Genomic DNA, 433 nt, shown 5'->3' with positions numbered 1-433 from the left:
GTACCAAATGACGCATGAGTGATACCGCGCTGGTCGTTGTGGACATGCTCAACGCCTACCGGCACGAGGACGCCGAATTGCTGGCACCCAACGTGGCAGCGATCGTCGATCCGCTGGTCGGACTGATCGATGACGCGCACGACCGCGAGAATGTGGACCTGATCTACGTCAACGACAACTATGGCGATTTCACCGCACAGTTCAGTGACATCGTCGCCGCAGCGCTGGCCGGTGAGCACCCGGATCTGGTGCGCCCCATCGCGCCGGCGGACGGCTGCCTGCTGCTGACCAAGGTGCGCCACAGCGTGTTCTATGCGACCGCACTGGATTACCTGTTGGGCCGGTTGGGCACGCGACGGCTGATACTCGCGGGCCAGGTCACCGAGCAGTGCATCCTCTACAGCGCGCTCGATGCCTATGTGCGGCATTTCGA

At 62.6% G+C, this 433-nt stretch carries 1 protein-coding gene; it reads left to right on the top strand.

Annotation, left to right across the window (positions count from 1 at the left end):
- Window positions 1–14: 14 nt before the first annotated feature.
- Window positions 15–433 (top strand): cysteine hydrolase family protein (locus tag RNC47_RS37025; RefSeq protein ID WP_311605259.1); only part of this gene is annotated, 419 nt, incomplete at its 3' end.

The organism is Streptomyces millisiae, assembly GCF_031845425.1.
Lineage (GTDB): Bacteria > Actinomycetota > Actinomycetes > Streptomycetales > Streptomycetaceae > Streptomyces > Streptomyces millisiae.
Note: the sequence above shows the minus strand (reverse complement) of the source record. Positions and strands in the feature narration are given on the sequence as shown.